This is a genomic window from Spirillospora sp. CA-108201, from assembly GCF_050936235.1.
In the GTDB taxonomy this organism is placed as follows: Bacteria; Actinomycetota; Actinomycetes; order Streptosporangiales; family Streptosporangiaceae; genus Spirillospora.
This window is the reverse complement of sequence record NZ_JBNJNE010000001.1, coordinates 5,759,075-5,780,910: the sequence shown is the minus strand read 5'-3', so window position 1 is coordinate 5,780,910 and position 21,836 is coordinate 5,759,075. Positions and strand designations below refer to the sequence as shown.

Genomic DNA, 21,836 nt, shown 5'->3' with positions numbered 1-21,836 from the left:
CCATGAACGCGGACCAGCACACCCCCGTCGCGCTCTGCCGTACCTGCGGCGAGCCCGTCAACGAGCGCGACCGCTTCTGCGAGGAGTGCGGGCGCCCCGATCCGACCACGCCGAGGACCCCGCCGCTCGGCACCGCCCTGCCACACGCCTCGCCGGCCCCGGCGTCCGGCGACGCCCCGTACGCGGTCGGCCCGGCCCCCCGCCAGGCCCGCCCGCCGGAGCGGCCGTCCCAGGCCGCGCGGGACGAGGGCTCGGCGGCCGGGGGCGCCTGCGTGGACTGCGGGAGCGGCGCCGTCGGGGACGACGGGTACTGCGATCAGTGCGGGCTGCGGCAGCCGAGCGGGCGGGAGCACGTCGAGGCCGAGGCGGGGCGGTCCGGGGCGGCGGTGAGCGACCTCGGGCTGCGGCGCAGCCGGAACGAGGACGCGTTCGCCCTGTCGGCGCTTCCCGCGGGCGTGTGCGCGGTGGTGTGCGACGGGGTCGCGACGGCGCCCGGGTCGGAGGAGGCGTCGCGGCTGGCCGCCGAGGCGGCGCTGGAGGTGCTGACGGGCCGCGTCCCTGCCGGCGCGGACCCGCGCGGCGCGATGCGCGACGCCGCGGCGAGGGCGGGCGAGGTCGTGGCGGGGCTGCCCGGCGATCCCGACTCCTCGCCCGCGTGCACGTTCGTGTCGGCCGTCGTGGACGAGGGCGGCATCACCGTCGGCTGGGTCGGCGACAGCCGCGCCTACTGGCTGTCGCCGGCGGGCTCCTGCCGGCTGACCACCGACGACTCGTGGGCCTCGTCCATGATCGAGCAGGGCGCGATGAGCGCCGAGGAGGCGTGGGCCGACCGGCGGGCGCACGTGCTGACCGCCTGGCTGGGGGCGGACGCGGGTCCGCTCGACCCGCACGTGGCGGCGTTCCGGCCGACGGGCCCGGGGCTGGTGGTGCTGTGCAGCGACGGGCTGTGGAACGACCTGCCGGAGCCGTCCGACCTCGCGGCCGTGGCCCTCACCGGCCGGGACGGCCCGCTGGACGCGGCGCGGCGGCTGGTGCGGGCGGCGCTGGACGCGGGCGGGCACGACAACGTGACGGTGGCGGTCCTTCGCTACCCGCCGCCAGGACCGAGCAGGGAGCGGGGCAGATGAGCGATTTTCCGGAGTTCACCGTGCGGGTGGACCAGAACCCCTACCTCCCGGCCGGCGGACGGGAGATGCACGCGATCGTCTCGGTGGAGGCGCGCTCGTCCGGCGGCCAGGGCCCGGAGCCCGGCGATGGGCGCGCCCCCGCCGCGGAGATCATCATGATCGACACCTCCGGGTCGATGTCGTACCGGGGCAAGATGGCGGCGGCGAAGCGGGCGGCGCGGGCGGCGGTGAACGTGCTGCGCGACGGCGTGCACTTCGCGGTGGTCGCGGGCGCGAACCGGCCGCGGATGGTCTACCCGCAGGGGGAGCGGCTCGTCCGGGCGGACGCGGCGTCCCGGCGCGCGGCGGTGGACGCGGTGGGGCGGCTGGAGGCGGCCGGCGGGACGGCGATCGGGTCGTGGCTGAGGCTCGCCGACCGGCTGTTCACCGGGCACGACGCCGTCGCGGGGGGCGCCGTCAAGCACGCGATCCTGCTGACCGACGGCAAGAACCAGCACGAGTCCGACGAGGAGCTGGACGCGGCGCTGCGCCAGTGCACCGGCCGCTTCCTGTGCGACGCGCGGGGCGTCGGCACCGACTGGGACGTGGCGGAGCTCCGCAAGATCACCTCGGTGCTGCTGGGCGGATTCCTGGACGTGCCCGACCCGGCCGACCTGGAGGCCGACTTCCTGGCGATGACGCGGGCCGCGATGAGCAAGCAGGTCGCGGACGTGACGCTGCGCGTGTGGACGCCGCAGCAGGCGCGGCTGCGGTTCGTCAAGCAGATGGTCCCGGCCGTGGAGGACCTCACCGCCCGGCGGGGCGAGTCGGGCGCGCAGACCGGCGACTACCCGCTCGGCGCGTGGGGCGACGAGAACCGCGAGTACCACGTGTGCGTGGAGGTGCAGCCCGGCGACGTGGGGCGGCAGATGCGGGCCGCGTGGGTGAAGCTCGTCGCGGGCGACCAGGTCCTCGCGTCCGGCAACGTCATCGCCGAGTGGACCGACGACGAGGCCAGGTCGACGCGCATCAACGGCCGCGTCGCGCACCACACCGGGCAGTCCGAGCTCGCCGAGGCGATCCAGCAGGGCCTGGAGGCGCGGCGCGAGGGCGACGAGGACACCGCGACCGCCCGGCTCGGGCGCGCCGTCGTGCTCGCGCGGGAGGTCGGCAACGAGCAGATCTCCGGCCTGCTCGACAAGGTCGTGGACGTGGTCGACCCGGCGCGCGGCACCGTGCGGCTGAAGCGGGACGTGGCGAAGGCGGACGAGATGTCGCTCGACACCCGCTCCGTCCGGACCGTGCGGACGCGGCACGGCGACGAGGCAGGGGGCTGAGGCCCATGCCGGTCTGCCCGAGCGGGCACACGTCCCGGTCCACCGACTACTGCGACGTGTGCGGCGACCTCATGGACGGCGCGCCGCGCGCCGAGTTCGCCGAGCCCGGACCCGATCCCGCGTCCGCGCCGCCGCCCGCCCCCGCGGCCGAGGCCGCGCCGGCGGAGGAGCCGGCCTGCCCGCACTGCGGGACGCCGCGCTCCGGCCGCTTCTGCGAGGAGGACGGTTACGACTTCGAGACCGGCACCGTCTACACCGTCGCGTTCACCCCGGCGGGCACCGCGCACGCGGTGCCGCTGGTGCCGCAGCAGCGGGACGGCAGCGTGCCCGTCGCCCCGCAGCCGGCCCCGGTCCCGGCCGCCGGCCCGCACGCGCTGGTCATGGCCGACCGTGCCTACTTCGACTCGGTGGTCGCGGAGATGGGGCCGGACGGCGGCGGCCTCGCGTTCCCGCCGTACTGCCCCGAGCGCCGCGTCCCGCTGCTCGGCGGCCAGGTCAGGATCGGGCGGCGCAGCGCCTCCCGCGCGCTGCTGCCCGAGATCGACCTCGGCGCGCCGCCGGAGGACCCGGGCGTCTCGCATCTGCACGCCGTCCTGCTCGCACGGCCGGACGGCGCCTGGAACCTGATCGACCCCGGTTCGACCAACGGCACCACGGTGAACGGCGGAACGGAGCCGATCCCGGTGAACGTGCCCGTTCCGGTCGTTGACGGCGACCGCATCCACGTGGGCGCCTGGACGACCATCACGCTGTCCCTTCAGGAGGGCACGCCATGACGATGAGTCCGGCACCGCCGGCGGCTCCCGCTCCGCGCCCGCCCGGGCCGCCCCAGCCGCCCGTGCCGCCCGCGCCGCCCGCGGACAGGGCGCCCGCCGACCCGCGGCGCGCCGGCCGCCTGAGGACGTTCGTGCGCGGGCGGTGGCTGAAGACGATCCCGGGCCGCATCCGCGCGCACGTCGTGCTCTGCGTGGCCGCGCTCGTGGCGCTGCTGGCCGTCCTCACCGTGGCCGTCGGCAACGCGCGCGACTCCGTCGAGACGATCGGGCACGACGCCGGCCCGCAGGTCGTCGCGACCGGCACCCTGTACTTCGCGCTCAGCGACATGGACGCGCAGGTCTCCAGCATCCTGCTCATCGGCCGCGAGCACGGCCTCGGCATCGGCTACGACGAGACCCTGCGGGTGTACGAGAAGCGCCGCGCCGAGGCCGACGCGGCGGCGGTGCAGGCCGCGCAGCTCGCCGGGCGCGACCCGGCGCTGCGGCGGACCGTCCAGGAGGTGCTGGACGGTCTCGGCAAGTACGAGCGGCTCGTCGGCCAGGCCATGCAGATCGACGCGCAGTCGGACCACGCGCCCGGCGAGACGCCGCCGCAGGTCCTGGACGCCTACCGGCAGGCCACCGACCTGATGAAGCTGCAACTGCTGCCGAAGGCGTACAACATCACGCTCGACACCGGCGCGAACGTCCGGCAGTCGTACGAGACGAAGCGGTCCGCGGTGCTGACCGGCCGCACCTGGGTCGCCCTCACCGGCCTGATCGCGCTGCTGCTCCTGGTCGCGACGCAGCTGTACCTGGTGCGGACGTTCCGGCGCGTGCTGAACCCGGCGCTGGTGCTGGCGACGCTCGGCACCATCGTCCTCACCGCGGTCGGGGCGGGGCTGCTCACCGCCCACGCGGGGCACATCAGGACCGCCAAGGAGGACGGCTTCGACTCGATCCTGCAGCTGTCGCGGGCCCGCGCGATCAGCCACAGCGCGTTCGGGGACGAGAGCCGCTACCTCCTCGACCCCGGCCGCGCCGACACCTACGAGCAGACCTACCTCGACAAGTCGCTGTCGGTGATCTACCCCGATCTCGGGGACAGGCCGGTGAACCTGGAGAACTACTACGCGGGCCTGGAGGAGAAGGCCGGAGCGTACCGGCCCGGTCAGGCGTCGCCGTTCCTCGGCTTCTTCGGGGACGAGGCGCGGACGGCGGACAAGGGCCGCGAGGGCGACGCGCTGGTCCGGACGCTCGCGGCGTACCGGACCGTCCAGCGCAACGACGCGCGGATGCGGCAGCTGGCGTCGGCGGGGAACCGGACGGGCGCGGTCGACCTGCGGATGGGCCGCACCTCGAACGCGATCCGCGACTTCGACGCCTACGACGCGGCGCTGAGCTCGCTGACCGCCGTCCATCAGGACGCCTTCGACAAGGCGATCAGGGACGCCGACGGGGGGCTGCGCGGCTGGAACGCGGTGCCGCCGGTGGCCGCCGCCGTCATCGCCGCCCTGATCATCGCGGGGGTCCGTCCCCGGCTGGCCGAGTTCCGCTGACCGAGTTCCGCTGATCAAGGAGATCACGCCATGCGCGCGACCCGTGCCATCGCCGCCCCGGGGGCCGTCCTCGCCGCGGCGGCGCTGCTGTCCGCCTGCGGCCTCGGCGCCGAGGAGGAGAAGTCCATCGCCGACAAGGGATCCCTGGTCATCGGCGTGAAGGAGGACCAGCCGGCGCTCGGCGTGAAGCGCCCGGACGGGACCTACGAGGGCTTCGACGTCGACGTCGCGACCTACATCGCGGGCAGGCTGGGCGTTCCGAAGAGCCGCCTGACGTTCCGGACGACGAACTCCTCCGTCCGCGAGGACGCCCTGGCCAAGGGCGACGTCGACATGATCGTCGCGACCTACTCGATCACGGCGAAGCGCAAGTCGAAGGTCACCTTCGCGGGCCCGTACTACGTCGCCCACCAGGACACCTTCGTCCGCGCCGACGCCGCCGCGATCCGGGACGTGCGGGACCTCAAGGGCAAGCGGATCTGCGAGGTGAAGGGCTCCAACTCCTGGCGCCGCGTGATCGAGGAGCGCAAGGTGGCCGCGCGGCCGGTCACCGTGGACACCTACGGCGCCTGCATGGACGCCCTCGCCGGCGGCCGCCTCGACGCGGTGTCGACCGACGACCTGATCCTCGCCGGGTTCGCCACCGGCCGCCCCGGACGGATGATCAACGCGCCGTTCACCGACGAGAAGTACGGCGTCGGCCTGAAGAAGGGGGACCTCAAGGGCTGCGAGGAGGTCAACCGGGCGATCACGGACATGTACCAGGACGGCACCGCCCAGCGGCTGCTGACGACGTGGTTCGGCAAGTCGGGGCTCAAGCTGACGACCAGCGTGCCCCAGTTCGAGGGCTGCACCTGACCCGCCGGGGGCCGGGCCCGCGGCCTACGGGGTGGTGGACGGGAAGGCGACGATGGCCTCCCGCAGCGTGTCGTGGATCGGGATGAACTTGTCGATCCCGGTGATGCGGAAGACCCGCTGGACGCGCGGCGGCAGCGCCACCAGCGCGAGGTGCGTGCCGTGCTCGCCGGCGCGGCGGTTGGCGGCGACGAGGGCGTTCAGGCCGGTGGAGTCGCAGAACGTGACCTCGCGCATGTCGACGACCATCGGCTCGCCCGACTCGACGACCTCGAAGAGCACGTCCTCGAAGCGCGCGCGGGACACCACGTCGATGTCGCCCTTGACGCGGACCAGCGTGCAGCGGTCGTCGCGCATCAGGCTGATGTCGAAGTCCATCGTCACCTCACGCCCCACTCCGGCGGTACCCCGGCCATCTCAGGTGACTCCTCAGGATTGCGCACCCGTGCCCGCAATCCAAGCAGTTCCCGGGAAAAGGACCAGGTCGCCCGGCCGTGGCCCGGACCGTAACGCGGGCCCGGACGCCCGTCTGATCCCCGGTCCCGACTGTACCTGACGATGCGTCCGGGGCATCCGGGTGGCTCCCGGGAGGTCCGGTAAACGGGGCAATAACTTACCGAAGAGAAACTTACTTGGCGGTAAGAAATGGTCGCGATTCCCGTCCGCCCGGCCGTTGACCAGCCCCTGGACCATTCATCGGCCTCTCCGGGACGGGAAACGAGGATGCTGACCGGGGCCCGGATCGGTGCAGACGTTACAGTGGCGGTGGCGAAATTCAGGAGGCTGGGTGTTCTACACGTTCATGACGCGCGTGGTGCGTCCGATCCTGTGGCTGCTCTTCCGTCCGCGGGTCGTGGGCGGCGAGAACGTGCCGAGCTACGGCCCGCTCATCGTGGCGAGCAACCACCTGTCGTTCATCGACAGCTTCATCATCCCCCTGGCGGTCCCGCGTCCGGTCACCTACATCGCCAAGGCGGCCTACTTCGAGGGCGGCGGGCTCAAGAACCGCTTCGTCCGCTGGTTCCTCACCAACCTCGGCCACGTCCCGGTGCGGCGCGGCGCCCGGCGGGCCGCCATGGGCGCCCTGGAGCAGGCCGCCGAGGTCCTCGACAACGCTGGCGCGTTCGCGATCTACCCCGAGGGCACCCGCTCCCCGGACGGCCGCCTCTACCGGGGCCGGACGGGCATCGGCTGGCTCGCCCTGGAGTCCGGCGCCCGCGTCCTGCCGGTCGCGCTGGAGGGCACCGAGAAGATCCAGCCGATCGGCGCGGCGTTCCCGCGCGTCTTCGGCCCGCGCCCCACCGTGCGGATCGGCCCGCCGATGGACTTCTCGCACTACCGGGACCTGCCGCCCGCCAAGGCCCGCCGCGCCATCACCGACGAGATCGTCGAGACGATCCAGAAGATGTCCGGCCAGGAGTACGCCGCGGAGTACAACGACCGGGCCGAAAAGGGCTGACCCGCGTGTCGTCCGGGGCGGTGCGCCCCGTGCGCGCCGTAGTGTCGCCGCCATGGCGCACAGGCTCCTCCCGCTCACGCTGCTGCTGTCGACGGCCGTCGCGGCCACCGCGTGCGGCGGCGACGCCGAGCGCGCCCGCCAGGTCCGCGGCACCGCCCGCGCCGAGGTGGCCGGCGTCGGCCCCACCTCCGCCCAGCTGGCGCAGGCGCTGCTCCAGCAGCCGTCCGGCTACCGGCGGGCGGGCGAGCCCGACTGGGGCGAGTACGGCTCGCTGAAGGCCGTCCAGAACGCCTCCAGGCTCCAGCGGGAGGCCGTCCTGGACAAGCCCAGCTGCGGGAAGGCCCGTCCGGGCGGCGACGTGGCGGGCGACGTCCCCGCCGCGCTCGTCTCGTTCACCGGCGAGCGCGGCCTGACCGCGACCGAGACCCTCCTCGGCCTGTCCGCCGCGGACGCCGAGAAGCAGGTCAACGCCCGCGTCCCGCCCGGCTGCCTGAAGTTCCGCACCCGGGTCGGCTCCACCTGGGCCGCGCACAAGGTGGCCGAGGCGCCGAAGGGCGAGATCGGCGAGGGCTCGCGCACCGTCGGGGTCGGCACCGTCAGCGGCGGCGCCCGCACCCGGACGTGGTACGTCGTGTTCCGGGGCCGCCGCTACCTCGCCACGATCACGGTCTTCGGACCCGGAGCCACCCGCGCCGACGCCGAGCGCCTGGCCGGCGAGGCGCTGGCCCAGGCGGGCCGCGTCCTGTCCTGAGTCCCGCGGCTCGCCGTCCCGGCCGCGCAGCGGATAGCGTTCGCCCTACGCGGCGCGGAGAGCGGCTCCGGGCGGACCGGGCCAGGGGGTGTTGCCTTGATCGGCAAGGAGGGCCGGGTGACCGGCCGGATCGGGCCCGGGCTGGTCGGCGAGGTCATGATCGCGGTCCGCGGCGGGGCGGAGGCGTTCTACGCCCACCCCGTCGACCCGCGCGACGAGATCGGCGTCGGCTCGATCGTCGTCGTGGTCGAGTACCACCCGCCCCGCACGGTGTACGTGGCGCCCGCGCTGGCCCGCTGAACGTCAGGCGGCGTCTGGCCTGATCCGGCCGTGAACTCCCGGTTCGGAGATCGAACCGAACGCGCCTCTGCCGCGTCTGATGGAAAACGCGGACGGGCCTGACGCTGCGGACCGGCCGCCCTACCCCCGGAGGAGGGCCGTATGCCCCTGATCGCCGTGGCGATCGGCGTCGTCGTCGCCATCATCGTGCTGATCGTTCTGTTCAAGATGGTGTGGCGGGTCGCCGAGCCGAACGAGGCCCTGATCATCTCCGGGCTCGGCGCCAAGTCCAAGCCGATCGACGGGGTGGACAGCCTCGGTTTCAAGATCATCACAGGCAAGGGGACGTCCGTCCTGCCCGGCTTCCAGACGGCGCGCCGGCTGCGGCTCGACAGCCGCGCCGCGAACCTGGAGGTCAACTGCGTCACGCAGCAGGGCATCCCGGTCAAGGTCCGCGGAGTGGTCATCTACAAGGTCGGCGACGACTTCGTGTCGATCGCCAACGCCGCGCGCCGCTTCCTGGAGCAGCAGAACTCGATGGACGGCGCGATCCACGAGCTGTTCACCGGCCACCTGCGCTCCATCATCGGCAACCTCACCGTCGAGGACCTGATCCTCAACCGCGAGCGGCTCACCTCCGAGACCCGCGGCTCGGCCGCCGACGAGATGAGCAAGCTCGGCTTGGTCGTCGACTCCCTGCAGATCCAGGAGATCGACGACGAGACCGGCTACATCACCAACCTCGGCCGCCCGCACGCCGCCAGGGTCGCCGCCGCCGCCCGCATCGCCGAGGCCGAGCGCAACCAGGAGGCCACCGAGCGCGAGCAGGAGACCGAGCGGCAGAACGCGGCGGTCATCCGGGACACCGAGATGAAGAAGGCCGAGTACGAGGGCCAGGTGCAGCAGGCCGCGCAGCAGGCGCGCCAGGAGGTCATCCTCAAGGAGACCCGCAACGCCGAGCTGGAGGCCGAGCGCACCGAGAAGCGGCTGGAGAGCGAGGTCCGCAAGCCCGCCGACGCCCGCGCCTACGAGCAGGTCAAGCTGGCCGAGGCCGAGCGCGAGGAGCGCATCTCCTACGCCCAGGCCGCCGCGACCGAGGTCCAGCTCAAGGCGCAGCGCGAGTCCGAGGCCATCCGGCTGATCGGTGAGGCCGAGGCGGACGCGACCCGCCGCCGGGGCCTGGCCGAGGCCGAGGCGATCAAGGCCCGCGCGGAGGCGCTGGCGGAGAACACCGACGCCGTCATCGCCCAGCAGCTCGCCGAGCAGTGGCCGCAGATCGTCGAGGCGGGCGCCGGCGTGTTCGGCAACGTCGACAACATGGTCGTGCTGAACGGCGCCCAGGGCGTCGAGGACATGCTCGCCAAGGCCCTCACGCTCGGCGGGACCGGCCTCGGCGTCGCCCGCCAGCTGCTGGCCGGCCTGAACGCCCAGAGCGCCCCCGCGGGGGCCAACGGCCACAACGGGACCCCGGCCGCGACCGTCCCGGTCGAGATCCCCAAGGAGGACTAGTCTTTTAACGTCCCGGCCCACTTCGCTCGCCTGGCGGCTGTGTCCATTCAGTACCGGCCCACTTCGCTCGCCTGGCGGCTCGCTGCGTGACCGGGCCTGGGCGAACGCGGCATCGCTTCGCGATCTGCCCGGTTCTGCTCGCCTCCGGCATCGCTCCACCGGGCAGGTCACGCGTTCGCGCGCGGCTGGGCCCATTTCGAGACAGGCCCCAGACCAGGAAGGCCCTGCAGGGCCGGGCCTTCCTGGTCTCGGCGGGGGGCCGGTCCCGCTAAGTTCGATGCATGCCCGTGCCCCGGCTCGCCGTCTCCGTCGACCTCGTCGTGCTCACCGTCCGGGAGCAGCGCCTGTGCGCCCTGCGGTGGCGGCGCGACCGGCCGCCCTACGAGGGGACGTGGTCGCTGCCCGGCGGGTTCATCCAGCTCGACGAGGACCTTCCGGTGGCCGCGGCCCGGCTGATGGCCGAGCGGGCCGGGCTCGCCGACGTGCGGATCCACCTGGAGCAGCTCGCCACCTACGGCTACCCGGACCGCGACCCCCGCCAGCGCGTGGTGAGCGTCGCGTACCTGGGGCTGGCGCCCGACCTGCCCGCCTCCAGCCGCGCCCAGGTGCTGTGGACGGCCGTGGACGACCTCTTCCACCACGACCGGGCCGCGTTCGACCACCGGCGGATCCTGGGCGACGGGATGGAGCGGGCGCGGGCGAAGCTGGAGTACACCTCCCTTGCGGCGGCGTTCTGCCCGCCCGAGTTCACGGTCGCGGAGCTGCGCCGCGTCTACGAGATCGTGTGGGGCACCACCCTGGACCCGCGGAACTTCCACCGGAAGGTGACGGGCGCCGACCGGTTCCTCATCCCGACCGACCAGACGACGACCCGGGACGGCGGACGCCCCGCGCGCCTCTACCGCAGGGGCGATGCCGAGCAGTTGAGGCCTCCCATGCTGCGGCCCCGCGGATGAGCTTTTACCTGGGGCGATGTTCCGAGCAGCGCCGGACCGTTGCTAGTTTCACCCCCTATGAACGGTGACTCGCCCGAAGTGCTCGGCCTGCTCGTCCGGGACATCGGAGAGGCGGGCGTCGCGGAGATGGCCGGTTCCCCGGGTCTCGCGGCGGCCGTCGACCAGCACGTGGCCAGCCTCCGTGACGAGCTCGGCGCGTCCGGCGCACCGCCCGGCGCGGACGAGCTGATGGGGTACCTGCACGGCTTCGCGGAGGACGCGTTCAACCGGGGCTGGTGGCCGCAGGACACCCAGGACTGGGAGTTCGTCCGGATCGTGGCTGTTTGCTGGATGATGAGGAACGCTGCGTAGGCTGGGGATCATCACCCCTGTGCAACCTGGAGGACAACGGTGTCCGAGGCACCCACACCCCGCTTCCGCTCCGTCCTCGACCGCTTCGTGGCTTACAGGCCCGGCAAGGTCGTGGTGTCGCCCGAGGGCCGCTCGTTCAAGCTGTCGTCCAACGAGTCGCCGCACGGGCCGCTGCCCTCGGTCGTGGACGCGATCGGCGAGGCGGCCCGCAACGTCAACCGCTACCCGGACAACAACGCGACCGCGCTGACCGAGGCGATCGCGTCGTTCTGCGGCGTTCCCGCCGACCACGTCGCGGTGGGCTGCGGCTCCGTCGGGATGACCCAGATGCTGCTGGAGGCGGTCGCCGAGCCGGGCGCCGAGGTCGTGTACGCCTGGCGGTCCTTCGAGGCGTACCCGCTGCTGGTGTCGCTGTCGGGCGCGACGAGCGTCCAGGTGCCCCTGCGGGAGGAGACCCACGACCTGGCCGCGATGGCGGACGCCATCACCGAGAACACGCGCGTGGTCTTCGTCTGCAACCCGAACAACCCCACCGGAACCGCCGTCGGGCGCGCGGAGATCGAGGCGTTCCTCGACCGCGTCCCCGCCGACTGCCTGGTCGTCCTGGACGAGGCCTACCGCGAGTACGTCCGCGACGACGACGTCCCCGACGGCCTGACCCTCTACGGCGACCGCCCGAACCTGGCGATCCTGCGCACGTTCTCCAAGGCCTACGGCCTCGCGGGCCTGCGCATCGGCTACCTCGTGGCGCATCCGCTCGTCGCCGGATCCATCCGCAAGACGTTCCTGCCGTTCAGCGTGAACTCGGTCGCGCAGGCGGCCGGCATCGCGTCCCTGCACGCCACCGACGAGCTGATGGAGCGCGTCGAGGGAACGGTGAAGGAGCGCGACCGCGTCCACGCCGCCCTCCTCGCCGACGGCTGGACGGTCCCGCCCACCGAGGCCAACTTCGTCTGGCTGCGCCTCGGCGACCGGACGATGGAGTTCTCCGCCGCCTGCGACGCCCACGGCGTGAGCGTCCGCCCCTTCGACGGCGAGGGCGCCCGCGTCTCCATAGGCTCCCCCGAGGAGAACGACGCCTTCCTGACGGTCGCCAAGACCTTCAGGCGCTGAACCGCCGCCCGCCTCCTCAGCTCGTTTTCGCGGGGCCGAGCTTTTCGACGATCAGGCGGTAGAGCTGGCGGGGGCGGCCCGGCTGGGGGGTGCGGTTCGGGGGGAGCGGCCAGGCGAGGCCCTCCTCGACGAGGGTGCGCAGCAGGCGGCGGGCCGTGCGGGGCGTGACGCCGAGCATCTTGCCGGCGTTCTCCGCGTCCACGATCAGGGGCTGCTCCTGGTCGCCGAGCTTGTCGGCGAGCCGGGCCAGGATCTCCAGGCCCTTCGGCTTGGCCTGCGGCTGGGCGCGCGGCGGCGTGCGGGGCGCGGGGACGAGCGCGCGGCCGTCGCGGTCCAGCGCGAAGCCCTGCGCCCGCTGGGAGCTCTGGGAGCGTGCCAGGGCGGCGCGGGCGTGGTTCTCCGCCTCGTGGGCCGTGCGGCCCATGCCGATGCCGACCTCGATGGCCAGGCCGAGCTCCTCGCGGACGCGCTCGACGAACGGCGGCGTCCGGAAGCCCTCGGTGGACGCGGTGACCGATCCGCGCGTGGCGATGACGAGGTAGCTGTGGTCGTCGACGGGCCACACCGAGGCGTTCATGCGGTGCGCCTCCTGGAGGAGCACCCGGTGCAGGGCCAGCTTCAGCTCGTCGCGCCAGTAGCGCGGGGTGACCCGGCGCGGCGTCTCGCGGAGGGTCGGGACGTCCACCAGCACGACGACGAGCTGCGACTCCTCCAAGCGGTGGTGGGCGCCGAGGAGCGCGGCGGTCTGCAGGGAGCTGCGGATCGCGGCGCCGGTCGGCCGGACGCGGATGGTCGGGACGCCCGCCATCTCCATGCGCTCGGCGGTGGCGTGCACGCAGGTCATCGCGACGGTGGTGGCGCCGCGCCGCCAGAGCCGCTCGTGGAACGCGGCGAGCGTGCCGGGGCCCGCGGCCTCCTCGCGCAGGTGCACCTGCTCGGTGCCGAGGCTGATCTCGGAGTAGGCCTCCTCGACCTCGGCGCGGCCGAGCACGTCGATGCTGACCCTGGACGGGTCGAAGCGCTCGTCGAGGGACGCGCGCAGCAGCGCGCCCTGAAGGGCGGCGCCGTTCAGCGGCACGTAGGTGGCGGGCATCGTCAGGACGCCGGCCTTGCGCGCGAAGTCGTACGGGACCGGGCTGGCGAACAGGCACACGTCCACGCCCGAGCCGAGGCGCACGACCTTGTCGGCCGCCTCCTGCTCGTCGCGGTACGCGGCGGCCACCAGCCTGCTCGGTACGGGGGTGGGGCCATGGCCCATGAGCATGACCCGTTCGACCAGGTCATGGGGGCCCACGACCCCGATCGTGAGGTCGGGGGTGACGGACCCCGTTCGCGCAGCCGTCATCGAAGATCGCTCGCTTCCCATCCGGCCTCTCGGCGGGGGCGCCGCCCCGGCCATCTGATCGCGCACGTTCCGCCCAACGGTTGACTCATGGCTTGACGCCCCTGCCTTCTGACCCAGCACCCGCAGTTCCCGTGCGATTCGACTTGCCCGCGAAACCCGCCCCCGGAATGTGAGGGAGGGCCGTCTTGCCCGAGCTCCCGCCCGCCTCGGTGACGCGGGGAGTGCTCCTTCCAGCTGGCAGATCGGGCCAGGGCGACGTGATGTGACACCCAGACGCGAAATCGAATCAAGAGTGCTGCGAAAAAGTAACCTACGCGACCCCCTGGTCAGTGATTTGTCACCAATCGGCCAGCCTTGATCCTGCATCTTCGGATGTCCGAAGTTGAAAAACAAGACCCGAAATCACGGCGGGGGCCCCTTCCTGACGCTCCTACGTACTGGAGGGACCCCTGCGGCGTCCGTTTGGTTTACGCGAGGGCCGAAATCCGGCGACCCGATCTCGCCTGCTCCAAAAGACGAGCGATCCGTTCGGACGGCCTGGCGCGGGCTGGCCGGTGATTTTTTACCGCGTTACGGTCCGGTCAATTCGGACCGTTCCATGCATGACTTCGCAGGTCAGAGAGTCGCTCTTCGGGCGATAAGGAGGCTTCGCCCGAGCCGTGCGTAACCGAGCGGTAACGCACGGCTCGGCGGATTTGCCACTGGCCGTTACTCGTCCCGTCAGGGATCAACCAGAAGTTGGTCAGGCGCGAGGCCACATTCGGCCGATCGGCTCCGGAGCCCGGGCCGGTGCGGTCCCGGGGACTAGCCGGCCTCGCGGACGATCTCGGCGCCGAGCTGGGAGAGCCGCTCGGCCGTGTGCGCGTGCCCGCGGTCGAGGTAGTAGGCGGAGGTGATGGTCGTCTCGCCCTCGGCGGCGAGGCCCGCCAGCACCAGGGCGCTGCCGCAGCGCAGGTCGTGCGCCTCGACCTCGGCGCCGCGCAGGCCGCGCGGGCCGTTGACCTTCGCGCGGTTGCCGTCCACCTCGATGTCGGCGCCCATCTTCGCCAGCTCGCCGGCCAGCTTGAACCGGCCGTCGAAGATCCGCTCGTAGATGTAGGAGGGGCCCTCGGCCAGGCAGGACACCGCCATGATCGGCGACTGGAGGTCGGTGGCGAAGCCCGGGTACTCGTCGGTGATGACGTTGATCGGGCGGAGCGTCCGGTCGCGGCGCACCTGCAGGACGGCGCCCTGCTGGTGGAACTCCACGCCCATCTGCTCCAGCTTGTCGGCGGCGACGCCGAGGTGCTCCAGCGAGGCGCCGACGAGGCTGAGGTCGCCGCCGGTGATCGCGGCGGCCATCACGAAGACGCCGGCGTCGATCCGGTCGGGCATCACGGTGTGCTCGACGGCGGTCAGCTCGTCCACGCCCTCGACCGTGATGAACCCGGTGCCGCCGCCGCTGATCCGGGCGCCCATCGCCTGGAGGATGGCGATGTTGTCCAGCACCTCCGGCTCCAGCGCCGCGTTCTTGATCAGCGTGGTGCCGTGCGCCAGCGCCGCGGCCATGATCAGGTTCTCGGTGCCGGTGTGCGAGGGGGTGTCGCAGTAGAGCGTGCCGCCGCGAAGGTCGCCGGCCTTGATGTGGATGATGCCGTCGCCGTTGTCGGCCACGTGCTCGGTGACCGTGGCGCCCATCCGCTTGAAGCCGTTGTAGTGGAAGTCCAGGTTGCGGCTGCCGAGGTTGCAGCCGCCGACGCCCTCGATGACCGCCTCGCCGAGGCGGTGCAGCAGCGCCGGGACGAACAGGAACGAGCCGCGGAACCGGGACGCGATCTCCGCGGGCAGCACGGGGCTGCTCAGCGTCGAGGCGTCGATCACCAGCGTGCGCTCGGTCTCGTGCAGCTCGGCCTTGGCCCCGATGGCCCGCGCCAGTTCCACCGCCCGCCGCACGTCCTCGATGATCGGGACGTTGCGCAGCACGGTGCGTCCCCTGGAGGCCATCAGCGAGGCGCCGATCATCGGCAGGACGGCGTTCTTCGCGCCCTGGATGAAGACCGTGCCGTGCAGCTGCCGGCCGCCGCGCATGCGGTAGCGAACCTCGTGGCCCATGCTCATGCCGCCTAACTTCCTCTCGGGTGCGGTTGCGTGTGCGATCCAGTTGGGAGCACGAGGGCCGAGCGTGCCTGACGGTGTCCCCCCGCTGCCGACGCGACCCCAGTAAACCACCGGGCCGGAGATGTGGCGTCCGGCCCGGGCCCCGCGGGCGTCAGTCTGGTCGTTGAGACTTCCGGAACACGTCAAAGGTTCGCGTTCCCTGGGAAAATTCCCAGAGGGAGCCTAGGGGCGGCGGGTCCCCGCCGCCCTGGTTTTGAAGATCGTCACGGGGTGCGGGCCTCCAGGACCTCCACCGGATCGCCCGCCCTGAGCGTGCCGAGGACGCGCGGGACGCAGTTCTGGCCGAACTGGATGCCGCGGTCCCGGGTGCGGTACGAGGCGAGCGTCCGCAGGGGCTCGCGGCCGCGCTCGGCGGTCCGCTGGTCGGTGGTGGTGATCACGCAGCGGCTGCACGGCTTGACCATCTCGATGACGGCCCCGCCGACGCGCAGCAGGCGCACCTCGTCCTCGCCGTAGGGGCCGAGGCCCTCGACGACGAGGGTCGGGCGGAACCGGTTCATCGGGAGCGGCTCGTCCAGCCGCGCGTTGAGGTCGGCGAGGGACTCGGCGGAGATGACCAGCAGCGGGTAGCCGTCGGCGAACATGACCTCGCCGCCGCCGCGGGCCGTGGGACGCAGCCCGGTGAAGCGCACGAGACGGCAGGCGGCGCCGAGCAGGTCGCCGAACCAGGCCGCCGCCTCGTCGCCCTGGTCGACGCCCCGGCACCGCGACCGCTGGACGGAGACCTCCCGCACCCCGCCCTCGTCCGCGGCCTTGTGGACGAGCCGCGAGGCGCCGGGAGCGTCCACCGTGAGGAGCGTCCCGTCGTAGGACGGGCGCAGCAGCGCCATCCGGGCGTGGTCGCGCTGGGACAGGAAGCGGCCTTCGGGGGTGACCAGCATGAACTCGCGGTCGAACGGCAGGCCGCGCGCGGTCAGCTCGGCACTGCGCAGCGAGGTCCCGCCGCCGCTCTTGAGCGGGTAGGCGTTCAGCTCGGCCAGGGTCCCCTTCACGGCCCCCTCCTATCTGAGAGCGGTCAGGCGGTCGAACATCGGGCTCAGACGCACCACGAAGCGCTCGGGGCGGCACACCTCGTCCAGGCGCTCCTCGTCCAGCGTGAGGCCCGCCTCGGCCGCGTGCGCGCGCAGCGTCTCGCGGAACGGCGTCCCGGTCTCCCAGGTCTGCATGGCGGCCTTCTGGACGAGCGGGTACGCCTCGTCGTCGCGCGACATGCCCGCCTCGACCAGTTCCAGCAGGACGGTCGAGGTGTAGATGAGGCCGCCGGTCGAGTCGAGGTTCTCCCGCATCCGCGCCTCGTCGACGACGAGCCCGGACATGAGGCGGTTCGTCAGGTTCAGCATGTAGTCGAGCGCGACGGAGGCGTCCGGCAGCGCGATCCGCTCGGTGGAGGAGTGCGAGATGTCGCGCTCGTGCCAGAGCGGGATGCCCTCCAGGACCGGGACGACCTGGGCCCGCACGATCCGCGCCATCCCCGCCAGCCGCTCGGAGATGATCGGGTTCTTCTTGTGCGGCATCGCCGACGAGCCCTTCTGGCCCTTGCCGAACGGCTCCCACAGCTCCCGGACCTCGGTGCGCTGCCCGTGCCGCACCTCCAGCGCGATCGCCTCGCACACCGTCGCCATGATCGCCAGGGCGGACGTCCACTCGCTGATGCCGTCCCGCAGGACGACCTGGGTCGACACGTCCGCGGCCTTCAGGCCGAGCTTGCGCGCGACGTGCAGCTCGATCGCCGGGTCGATGTTGGAGTACGTCCCGACCGCGCCGGAGATCGCCATCACGCCCACGGCCTCGCGGGCGCGCCGCAGCCGGTCGCGGGACCGGGCCATGGCGAACGCGAAGTCGGCGACGCGGTGGCCCCACACGTCCGGCTCGCCGTGGATGCCGTGCGTGCGCCCGACCCGCAGCGTCGCCTGGTGCGCCAGCGCGTGGTCGCGCAGCGTCGCGACGAGCGCGTCGGCCTTCTCCAGCAGGATGTCGGTGGCCTCGGCCAGCTGCAGCGCGAGCGCGGTGTCGAGCAGGTCGGACGACGTCATGCCGAAGTGGACGTACCGGGCGGCCTCCCGGGGTTCGGTGTTGTCCGCCCAGGCCGACAGGAAGGCGATCACGTCGTGCTGCGTCACCGCCTCGATGGCGTGCACGGCCTCCGGCGTCGGCGGCGGCGCCTTGCGCACCGGCTCCACCACCTCCGGCGGGATCGTGCCGGCCTCGGCGTGGGCCTCGACGACGAGGACCTCCACCTGGCACCACAGCTCGTACTTGTGCGCGTCGCTCCAGACGCGTCCCATCTCCGGAAGGGTGTAGCGCTCAATCACCCGACGATTGTCCCAGGCCGGGCGCCGCCGCGTCCGGCCGGGTCACCCGCGTGTCCGGGCGCGGCGACCGGGACGCCGCGCCCGACCCGTCAGATGATCAAGGCGTGGAGATCGCCTTCAGGGCGATGTCGGTGCGGTGGTGGGATCCGCGCAGGCCGATCCTGGAGACGGCCTCGTAGGCGCCGGCGCGGGCGGCGGCGAGGTCGGGCCCGGTGCCGACGACGTTGAGGACGCGCCCGCCGCTCGCGACCGGCCGCCCCTCGCCGCCGAGCGCGGTGCCCGCGTGCAGGACGTAGGCGCCCTCGACCGCGGCGGCCTCGTCCAGGCCGGTGATCTCGTCGCCCTTCGCCGGGGCGGCCGGGTAGCCCTCGGCGGCCACGACCACCGTGACTGCCGCGCCCGGCAGCCATTCGAGGCGCAGGCTCGGGTCGAGCCCGCCGATGGCGCAGGCCTGGAGCAGCGTGGCGACCGGGGTGGCCAGGCGGTCCAGCACCACCTGGGTCTCGGGGTCGCCGAAGCGCGCGTTGAACTCGACCACCCGCACGCCCTGGGACGTCAGCGCGAGCCCGGCGTACAGGACGCCGACGTACGGGGTCTCGCGGCGGCGCAACTCGTCCACGGTGGGCTGGACGACCGTGGACATGACCTCGTCCACCAGGTCGGGCGGGGCCCAGGGCAGCGGCGTGTAGGCGCCCATCCCGCCGGTGTTCGGGCCCTCGTCGCCGTCGTGGGCGCGCTTGAAGTCCTGCGCCGGCAGCAGCGGGACGGCGTGCTGCCCGTCGCACAGCGCGAACAGGGAGACCTCCGGGCCGTCCAGGTACTCCTCGACCACGACGCGGTCGCAGGCGTCGGCATGCCGCAGCGCCTCGTCGCGGCTCTCGGTGACGACCACGCCCTTCCCGGCCGCCAGCCCGTCGTCCTTCACCACGTAGGGCGGGCCGAAGGCGTCGAGCGCCTCCTCGGCCTGCCCGCTCGACTCGCAGACCCGCGAGTCGGCCGTCGGGACGCCCGCCGCGGCCATGACCTCCTTCGCGAAGGCCTTGGACGCCTCGATCCTGGCGGCGGCCCGGTCCGGCCCGAAGCAGGGGATGCCCGCCTTGCGCAGGGCGTCGCCGACCCCGGCCACCAGCACGGCCTCCGGCCCGATGACGACCAGGCCCACCCCGAGCCGCGCGGCCAGTTCCACCACCGCCGTGCGGTTCGTCGGATCGAGCTGGTGGTTGTCCGCGATCTCGGCCGTGCCCGGGTTGCCCGGGGCGCAGTGGAGGGCGGTGACGGCAGGGTCGCGGTGCAGGGCGCGGACGAGCGCATGCTCGCGGCCACCCGATCCAAGGACGAGTACTCGCACGTCGCGAGCCTACTGGTCCCCCGCCCCGCGCCGGGCGCGTGTAACCCCTGCGAGGAGGGGCATGCAGCGGGGTGAGGCCGCCATCACACCGGAGACGTGTGAACCTCACCGATCCGGGCGGCGTCCTACATTTCGGCTGGTAGGCTGCCACGGGCTTGACCGCCCGGTGTCGAGGTGCCCGAAAGGAGGTGGTCGGGATGAGTCCTGGTGATACTTGCAGTTCGCCGGAGAACCCTCACAGTCCGAGCAGGACTGTTCCACCGTCCGCCTCCATCTGGCGCCCGGCCGTCGCTCTCGCGCGCTCCCTTCGCTGACCAGCTTGGGTTGAGCGCGCGCTACGTGCGTGGCCGGCGGGTTAGGAGCACCTCCATGGCCATGACACGAGTCCGCCCGAGCCGCGTACTGTTCAAGACCCGCGGCCGCCCCAGCGGCGTGCAGGCTCCGAACCGCGATTCCGCCGTCATCGACTGGGCCGCCTACATCGACGGCCACCGCGTCTGCACCGACACCGTCGCCGACGCCGTCCGCCTCGTCCGCGACGGCCGGCTCGTCCCCGACGGCGAGAGCGCCGGCTTCGTCTGGGTCGGCCTCCACGAGCCGTCCGCCGGCGAGCTCGCCGACCTCGCCGAGGTCTTCGGCCTGCACCCGCTCGCCGTCGAGGACGCCATCCACGCCCACCAGCGCCCCAAGCTCGAACGCTACGACGACGTCCACTTCGTCGTCATGAAGACCGTCGGCTACGTCTCCAGCGGCCCCGGCGGCGCCGAGGTCGTCGAGACCGGCGAGATCATGCTGTTCTGCGGCCCCGACTTCGTCGTCACCGTCCGGCACGGCGCCCACGGCGCGCTCGGCCCCGTCCGCCGCGACCTGGAGAAGGACCCCGCGCGCCTCGCCCACGGCCCCGCCGCCGTCCTGCACGCCGTCACCGACCGCGTCGTGGACGGCTACGTCGGCGTCGCCGACGCCGTCATGGAGGACATCGACGAGGTCGAGGAGGCCGTCTTCTCCCCCGAGCGCACCGACGAGTCCCGCCGCATCTACCGGCTCAAGCGCGAGGTCATCCAGCTCAAGCGCGCCGTGGGCCCCCTCGCCGGCCCCCTGCGCAACCTCACCGGCCGCCGCTTCGTCCCGGCCGAGATCAAGGAGTACCTCCGCGACGTCGAGGACCACCTCACCCGCGTCCGCGAGCAGGTCGAGTCCTACGACGAGCTCCTCAACCCCATCCTCCAGGCGCACATGACCCAGGTCACCGTCGCCGACAACAAGGACATGCGCAAGATCTCCGCCTGGGGCGCCATCTTCATGGTCCCCACCGCCATCGCCGGCGTCTACGGCATGAACTTCGACCACATGCCCGAAACCCGCTGGCAGTACGGCTACCCCATGATCCTCAGCGTCATCTCCCTCGCCTGCTTCGCCCTCTACCGAGGCTTCCGCAGAAACGGCTGGCTGTAGTTTCTGGCATTTCTCTCCTCCTTCGGGCCTGGCGGCCCTCCATCGTCGAGAAAGCGGGCGATCGCCGGCATCGCTCCGGCTCGCCTGGCGGCTCGCTGCGCGATCAGATTCTTGCTTCGCTCGAATCTGCCTTCGGACGCGATCGCAACCGTTGAGGTTGCTGCGGGGTTGCGGTGCCGGCTGGGGTCCGTGCGCCGATGCGGTCACCGTCTGGGTCACCCGGGGTGGAGGGCCCTGCTGATCCGGGTGCGCAGGGAGTGCAGGGCCTGCCTGAGCTCGGCCGGTTCGATGTCGGTGATGTCGGCGTCGAAGGTGAGGAGCAGGCCCGCCAGTCCCGGCCATGACCATGCGCCGAGGGTGAGCCGGCACGTGGTTTCGGTGAGGTATCCGACCGATGACCCGCCGGGGGCGAACCGGGCGACGGTGGAGGCGGGGAGGGCGAGGACGGCCGAGCCGCGGCACTGCCAGTCGGCGGCGGCGTCCCCGCGGTCGTGCGCGGTCATGACGAAGGCGACGGGATCGCGGTGCGGCGGCTCACGCCGGTCGAAAGGCGCGTGCGTGGGCATGTGCGGTTCGATGCGGTCCACGCGCATCGCGCGCCACCGGTCCGCATCCGGGTCGAAGGCGACCAGGTACCAGCGTGCGGCCCAGACCACGAGGTCGTGCGGCTCCAGCGTGAGCGTGACGGGTTCGCCGTCACCGGTGTAGTCCACGCGAACGAGGTGCCGCCGGTGGATCGCGCTGCCGACGGCACGAACGATCTCGACGTCGATCGGCGGCGCGGGGAACTCCCAGTAGTTGCGGGCCGAGGAGACGGTGAACGCCTCGGCGTGCAGGCGGCTGCGCGCGGGCATCGCCCGGTGCAGTGTGGCGAGAGCCCGGGCCGCGTTCCCGCGGATGCCGGACAGGACCGCGGGCACGGTCTGGAGCGCGACGGCCGCGGCGACTGCCTGGTCTTCGTCGAAGACGACCGGCGGCAGGCGGGAGGCGCGACCGAGCCGATATCCCCCGCCCGCTCCGCGGACGGCCTCGATGTCGTATCCGAGGTCCCGGAGCGTGTCGATGTCCCGGCGCACGGTTCTCACCGACGTTCCGAGCCGGGTGGCGAGCTCCCCGGCGGTCAGGGTCGCACCGATTCCGAAGATGGACAGCAGCTTGAGCGTCCGCGCGGAGGTGGCAGCCATGATTC

Annotated in this window: 20 protein-coding genes; 13 read left to right on the top strand and 7 right to left on the bottom strand. The window is 72.8% G+C overall.

Features of this window, described 5'->3' with window-relative positions; translation table 11 throughout:
* The first annotated feature begins 2 nt into the window (after positions 1 to 2).
* The 5 genes from ACQEU6_RS27850 to ACQEU6_RS27830 are packed head-to-tail and all read left to right on the top strand — an operon-like array spanning position 3 to position 5,615.
* Positions 3 to 1,127: a PP2C family protein-serine/threonine phosphatase gene (locus tag ACQEU6_RS27850; RefSeq protein WP_499336011.1), complete on the top strand. Its 1,125-nt coding sequence runs from the start codon at positions 3 to 5 to the stop codon at positions 1,125 to 1,127.
* A complete protein-coding gene (locus ACQEU6_RS27845) occupies positions 1,124 to 2,443 on the top strand; it encodes a vWA domain-containing protein (protein WP_499336010.1) in 1,320 nt (439 codons plus the stop codon). The genes ACQEU6_RS27850 and ACQEU6_RS27845 overlap by 4 nt, the downstream gene beginning before the upstream one ends.
* Before the next feature lie 5 nt (positions 2,444 to 2,448).
* On the top strand, positions 2,449 to 3,219 hold the full coding sequence (locus ACQEU6_RS27840) for an FHA domain-containing protein (RefSeq protein WP_499336009.1): 771 nt from the start codon (positions 2,449 to 2,451) through the stop codon (positions 3,217 to 3,219).
* Positions 3,216 to 4,757, top strand: coding sequence for a GlnX family signal transduction membrane protein (locus ACQEU6_RS27835; RefSeq protein WP_499336008.1), 1,542 nt, complete (start codon positions 3,216 to 3,218; stop codon positions 4,755 to 4,757). The genes ACQEU6_RS27840 and ACQEU6_RS27835 overlap by 4 nt, the downstream gene beginning before the upstream one ends.
* Before the next feature lie 30 nt (positions 4,758 to 4,787).
* A complete protein-coding gene (locus ACQEU6_RS27830) occupies positions 4,788 to 5,615 on the top strand; it encodes a glutamate ABC transporter substrate-binding protein (RefSeq protein WP_499336007.1) in 828 nt (275 codons plus the stop codon).
* Positions 5,616 to 5,639: 24 nt separating this feature from the next.
* Here ACQEU6_RS27830 and ACQEU6_RS27825 read toward each other — a convergent pair whose 3' ends face one another.
* Positions 5,640 to 5,990 carry an STAS domain-containing protein gene (locus ACQEU6_RS27825; protein ID WP_499336006.1) on the bottom strand — a complete coding sequence of 117 codons (351 nt, stop codon included), beginning with the start codon at positions 5,988 to 5,990 and terminating at the stop codon, positions 5,640 to 5,642.
* Positions 5,991 to 6,399: 409 nt separating this feature from the next.
* Here ACQEU6_RS27825 and ACQEU6_RS27820 point away from each other — a divergent pair, with 409 nt between their 5' ends.
* From ACQEU6_RS27820 to hisC, 7 genes are all read left to right on the top strand, one after another.
* Positions 6,400 to 7,071, top strand: a complete 672-nt coding sequence (locus tag ACQEU6_RS27820; protein WP_499336005.1) for a lysophospholipid acyltransferase family protein — start codon at positions 6,400 to 6,402, stop codon at positions 7,069 to 7,071.
* Positions 7,072 to 7,123: 52 nt separating this feature from the next.
* Positions 7,124 to 7,822 carry a hypothetical protein gene (locus tag ACQEU6_RS27815; protein WP_499336004.1) on the top strand — a complete coding sequence of 233 codons (699 nt, stop codon included), beginning with the start codon at positions 7,124 to 7,126 and terminating at the stop codon, positions 7,820 to 7,822.
* Between the two features lie 117 nt (positions 7,823 to 7,939).
* On the top strand, positions 7,940 to 8,122 hold the full coding sequence (locus tag ACQEU6_RS27810; RefSeq protein WP_149260531.1) for an NfeD C-terminal domain-containing protein: 183 nt from the start codon (positions 7,940 to 7,942) through the stop codon (positions 8,120 to 8,122).
* A gap of 141 nt (positions 8,123 to 8,263) precedes the next feature.
* Entirely contained in the window at positions 8,264 to 9,610 is a 1,347-nt protein-coding gene (locus tag ACQEU6_RS27805) for an SPFH domain-containing protein (RefSeq protein ID WP_499336003.1), read from the top strand.
* A 281-nt stretch (positions 9,611 to 9,891) separates the two neighbouring features.
* Positions 9,892 to 10,566 (top strand): NUDIX hydrolase, encoded by a 675-nt coding sequence (locus ACQEU6_RS27800; protein ID WP_499336002.1) that lies wholly within the window; start codon positions 9,892 to 9,894, stop codon positions 10,564 to 10,566.
* Between the two features lie 57 nt (positions 10,567 to 10,623).
* Complete coding sequence (locus ACQEU6_RS27795) at positions 10,624 to 10,917, top strand: DUF6401 family natural product biosynthesis protein (protein ID WP_499336001.1); 294 nt, start codon at positions 10,624 to 10,626, stop codon at positions 10,915 to 10,917.
* A gap of 39 nt (positions 10,918 to 10,956) precedes the next feature.
* Positions 10,957 to 12,030: a histidinol-phosphate transaminase gene (gene hisC, locus ACQEU6_RS27790; RefSeq protein ID WP_499336000.1), complete on the top strand. Its 1,074-nt coding sequence runs from the start codon at positions 10,957 to 10,959 to the stop codon at positions 12,028 to 12,030.
* A 16-nt stretch (positions 12,031 to 12,046) separates the two neighbouring features.
* On the opposite strand, the gene ACQEU6_RS27785 is transcribed toward hisC, so the two are convergent.
* The 5 genes from ACQEU6_RS27785 to purD all read right to left on the bottom strand — a co-directional run bounded on the left by ACQEU6_RS27785 (position 12,047) and on the right by purD (position 19,192).
* Complete coding sequence (locus tag ACQEU6_RS27785; protein ID WP_499335999.1) at positions 12,047 to 13,375, bottom strand: transcriptional regulator; 1,329 nt, start codon at positions 13,373 to 13,375, stop codon at positions 12,047 to 12,049.
* A gap of 804 nt (positions 13,376 to 14,179) precedes the next feature.
* Positions 14,180 to 15,466: a UDP-N-acetylglucosamine 1-carboxyvinyltransferase gene (murA, locus tag ACQEU6_RS27780; protein ID WP_499340363.1), complete on the bottom strand. Its 1,287-nt coding sequence runs from the start codon at positions 15,464 to 15,466 to the stop codon at positions 14,180 to 14,182.
* Positions 15,467 to 15,735: 269 nt separating this feature from the next.
* On the bottom strand, positions 15,736 to 16,524 hold the full coding sequence (locus ACQEU6_RS27775; protein ID WP_499335998.1) for an MOSC domain-containing protein: 789 nt from the start codon (positions 16,522 to 16,524) through the stop codon (positions 15,736 to 15,738).
* 9 nt (positions 16,525 to 16,533) lie between these two features.
* Positions 16,534 to 17,844, bottom strand: a complete 1,311-nt coding sequence (purB, locus tag ACQEU6_RS27770) for an adenylosuccinate lyase (RefSeq protein WP_499335997.1) — start codon at positions 17,842 to 17,844, stop codon at positions 16,534 to 16,536.
* Positions 17,845 to 17,941: 97 nt separating this feature from the next.
* The gene (purD, locus tag ACQEU6_RS27765) at positions 17,942 to 19,192 is read right to left on the bottom strand and encodes a phosphoribosylamine--glycine ligase (RefSeq protein WP_499335996.1); all 1,251 of its coding nucleotides are present in this window, start codon (positions 19,190 to 19,192) and stop codon (positions 17,942 to 17,944) included.
* A gap of 369 nt (positions 19,193 to 19,561) precedes the next feature.
* Between purD and ACQEU6_RS27760 the strand changes: the two genes are divergently transcribed.
* Positions 19,562 to 20,647: a magnesium and cobalt transport protein CorA gene (locus ACQEU6_RS27760; RefSeq protein WP_499335995.1), complete on the top strand. Its 1,086-nt coding sequence runs from the start codon at positions 19,562 to 19,564 to the stop codon at positions 20,645 to 20,647.
* A 215-nt stretch (positions 20,648 to 20,862) separates the two neighbouring features.
* On the opposite strand, the gene ACQEU6_RS27755 is transcribed toward ACQEU6_RS27760, so the two are convergent.
* A complete protein-coding gene (locus ACQEU6_RS27755) occupies positions 20,863 to 21,831 on the bottom strand; it encodes a helix-turn-helix transcriptional regulator (protein WP_499335994.1) in 969 nt (322 codons plus the stop codon).
* Between the last annotated feature and the right edge of the window lie 5 nt (positions 21,832 to 21,836).